1 protein-coding gene is annotated in these 211 nt (G+C 73.0%); it reads left to right on the top strand.

Going from position 1 to position 211, the window contains the following annotated elements; translation table 11 throughout:
- Positions 1 to 211, top strand: a 211-nt coding sequence (locus KUM03_RS36175; protein WP_217254796.1) for a condensation domain-containing protein, incomplete at both ends; no start/stop codon positions are given.

Here is a 211-nt window from a genome sequence, read left to right on the forward strand (position 1 = left end):
TGCTGACCCGGCACGGGGCGGGCACCGACATCCCCGTCGGCTCTCCCGTCGCGGGCCGCACCGACGAGGCGCTGGACGACCTGGTCGGGTTCTTCGTCAACACCCTGGTGCTGCGCACCGACACCTCCGGCAACCCCACCTTCCGCGAGCTGCTGGAGCGGGTCCGGGAGGCGGACCTGGCCGCCTACGCCCACCAGGACGTGCCCTTCGA

Source organism: Streptomyces sp. AC602_WCS936 (assembly GCF_019049125.1).
GTDB lineage: Bacteria > Actinomycetota > Actinomycetes > Streptomycetales > Streptomycetaceae > Streptomyces.